Here is a 2,957-nt window from a genome sequence, read left to right as displayed (position 1 = left end):
TAGACCAACGGGTGCCCCTTGACGAGGATTCCACCTTCCGGATACCCCTTGTTTCATTGAAGGGAAGCCCATCGAGGGTGCCTGTAACGGGAATAGAACCGGGAGCCACAGCAGCCCCCGGGCACCACTCCCCAAAGGTAAGCCTCTGTTTCCCTTCAGTTTTAACGACTGAGAGCTGGAGGCGTAGACCATGCTGGAGAGACCCTCGTGCTGGTTTGGCGCCGACCCGGGTGGTGCGGGAAGCTTTGGCATTGCTATTCTGTTCAGCGATGGGCGACTTCATACATCCAGCGTTTCCTCTGCGGCAGAAGCCGTAGATGTCTTTCTCGGTTGTGATTGCAGCCCCGTTGCTATTGGAGTCGATGCGCCTTTGTGGTGGAGTGCAGGACCCGGAGGCGGGCGCAGGGCAGATGAATGGATACGTAGGACCTATCAGATTGCATCCGGGACGGTGCAGTCGGTCAACTCCTTGAGAGGCGCGGCACTCGCTCAAGGGGCTATCACCGTCGAACTCTTGCGTCAGCATTATTCCGACCTCGGCGTGACTGAGAGCCACCCCAAGGCATTACTCAAGGCGCTCGGCTGCGAAGATTATCGCGAGCTATTCGGGACTTGGGGTATCCAAGCTGCGGGACTAAATGAACACGAGCGGGACGCGGTAATCTGCGCAGTCTGCGCCAGACAAGGCTTCTCTGGGCACTGGTCCAAGGACCTTGCAGCGGACAGGAGCCAACATGAACAGGATACCAATAGCTACTGGCTCGCACCTGTCCATTATTGGTGGCCGGAAGACCACAAGAGGCGTTCGAGTCAACCTAACCGGTGACGAGGTATACCTGCTCCATCCACTTCGCCAACACCTCCAGCGGATAGCCGTTTCCGTAGCCGTGCCCGACGCCCTCAGTCTGCCAGCCACCGATCTGGTCCACGATGTCTGCGGGGCACTCGACCGCCCGCAACCGGTCCCGCATCGAGTGGCGGAAGCTGTGCATCGTGCATTTCTCCGTCACGTATGGCTTCATCCATTTGTTCAGCGCGGCGCTCGCTGAGTTAGCATTGGTCTGCTGGCCCTTGTTGTATCTCGGGAAGGCGAACTCGCTCTCAGTGACGCTCTCATGAACCCTCTGAGCTGCCCAGAGCGCTGCCCCCGTCAGAGGCACCTTCCGGGCACTACCCGCTGTCTTCAGCCGCCGCCATGGATGCTCTCGCACAACGACATGCGGGATCGGATCATCCAGCCTAAGGTCCTCTTTCAGCAGACCAACAACTTCGGCAAGGCGCATCCCAGTGTCGGAAACCAAAGCGACCAACCAGCGGAGATCGTCGTCTAGCTTGCGGCACTCGGCCTGCAGGGTGCGGATGACATCAACGGGTAGAGGTTCCCTGTCCTCAACGCCCGCGGCCCGATCATAGTAGACCCTACCGAAGGGATTGGTGATGTCGATCCCGACCTCGCTGGCGGCGAAGTTGATCACCGACCGGACGGTGCCAAAAATGCGGGTGATGCTGCTGCCTGCCAGCCCGCGCTTGATCAGGTCGTCGCGGAAGGCGTTGGCGTCGGCCTTGTTGTAGGCGGTGATGTCCCTGTCGCCGCAGACGTCGATCACATAGCCGCAGGAACGCTCAGCTGCCCTGTGGAAGGTGATAGGACGCCCTTGCCCCTTAAGGCGTAGGTAGATGCCCACGGCCTCTGAGAGCTTCACTGCGCCTTCTGCTGCGGTCTCGAAGGGTGAGGGTGCGCCGGAGAGCGATCCACTTTGGCTTCGCAGAAGATGCTTTCCAGGAAGTTCAACGTCACGGATGCGCAGGTGATACCAGTGTTCGTCGAGCTGCTGTGCCGCACGTTGCGCTCTCGAAGTGGCTACGGCAGCTGACCTCGTGCGGAGCGAGTACATGATCCGGCTTGCTTTGTAGTGGTGGGACAGGTCGCTCGGGACCCGACGCGAGAAGTAAAAGATACCCTGCTTCACAAATGTGAAAGGGGCAGATTTGGTCTCCAGCATGGTCTACGCCTCCAGCTCTCAGTCGTTAAAACTGAAGGGAAACAGAGGCTTACCTTTGGGGAGTGGTGCCCGGGGGCGGAGTCGAACCACCGACACGAGGATTTTCAATCCACTGCTCTACCACTGAGCTACCCGGGCCCGCGTGGGCCTCGGCCCGAACGCTGCGATTGTCTAGGACAGCTTGCGCGGCGTGTCCAGAGCCGAAATCGTGGTTTTCGGGCAGGTGGCGGCAGGCAGGTGGCGGCACGATTCGCCTCCCGGGCGACCGAAAGCGTGCCGGTCGCAGTCGGCATGCCGATTTGTCGCAGTCCGCGTTGCGCCCCCATGTCCGGTGCCCGGCTCGGCGCGGCGGGCCGCATGGCTGGCCTAAGCGCCTTTCCTGCAAGTGTTTTACGTAGCGTAAGTAAAGGAATTCACAAAATTACATCATATATCGTGTATGAATTTACAGAAAATATGTTTATTTGCAGGGCTATATCGGATTTTGGCAAATAATGGTAAATAGACGCCGCCTGCGAGTTCGGGAGGGGCTGCGCGGCGTGAGAATTATGCCAGAACGTCTGAGGAGGGACACGTGGCCGAGTTGACCGACAACACCCCCGTCACCGCAAACCTGCTGACATCCGCCCATATCGACGCTGCGCGCTACGAGGAGATGTATGCGCGCTCGGTTTCGGATCCCGAGGGGTTCTGGGGCGAGGCTGGGGGGCGTCTGGACTGGATGCGGCCCTACGGGACGGTGAAGAACACGAGCTTCGCCTATCCGGACGTGTCGATCAGGTGGTTCGAGGACGGCACGCTCAATGTCTGCGCCAATTGCGTGGACCGGCATCTGGAGACGCGCGGTGCGCAGACCGCGATCATCTGGGAGCCCGACGATCCCGGCGACGCGGCGCGGCACATCACCTATGCGGAGCTGCACGGCCATGTCTGCCGGATGGCGAATGTGCTCAA

General features: G+C 60.0%; 3 protein-coding genes and 1 tRNA gene. 2 read left to right on the top strand and 2 right to left on the bottom strand.

Going from position 1 to position 2,957, the window contains the following annotated elements:
* The first annotated feature begins 190 nt into the window (after nt 1–190).
* Nucleotides 191–826: a DUF429 domain-containing protein gene (locus DDZ14_RS20340; RefSeq protein ID WP_109426557.1), complete on the top strand. Its 636-nt coding sequence runs from the start codon at nt 191–193 to the stop codon at nt 824–826.
* Here the strand turns inward: DDZ14_RS20340 and DDZ14_RS19080 are convergent.
* Together DDZ14_RS19080 and DDZ14_RS19075 are read right to left on the bottom strand one after the other, a co-directional pair.
* The gene (locus DDZ14_RS19080; protein WP_109426556.1) at nt 816–2,003 is read right to left on the bottom strand and encodes a DUF6538 domain-containing protein; all 1,188 of its coding nucleotides are present in this window, start codon (nt 2,001–2,003) and stop codon (nt 816–818) included. The genes DDZ14_RS20340 and DDZ14_RS19080 overlap by 11 nt on opposite strands.
* Before the next feature lie 63 nt (nt 2,004–2,066).
* Nucleotides 2,067–2,141 (bottom strand) — tRNA-Phe (locus tag DDZ14_RS19075).
* Between the two features lie 445 nt (nt 2,142–2,586).
* On the opposite strand from DDZ14_RS19075, the gene DDZ14_RS19070 reads away from it, so the two are divergent.
* The coding region (locus DDZ14_RS19070; RefSeq protein WP_369915396.1) for an acetyl-coenzyme A synthetase N-terminal domain-containing protein at nt 2,587–2,957 on the top strand (371 nt) is incomplete at its 3' end.

Origin of the sequence: Maritimibacter sp. 55A14 (assembly GCF_003122205.1) — a bacterium.
Classification (GTDB): domain Bacteria; phylum Pseudomonadota; class Alphaproteobacteria; order Rhodobacterales; family Rhodobacteraceae; genus QEYE01.
Note: the sequence above shows the minus strand (reverse complement) of the source record. Positions and strands in the feature narration are given on the sequence as shown.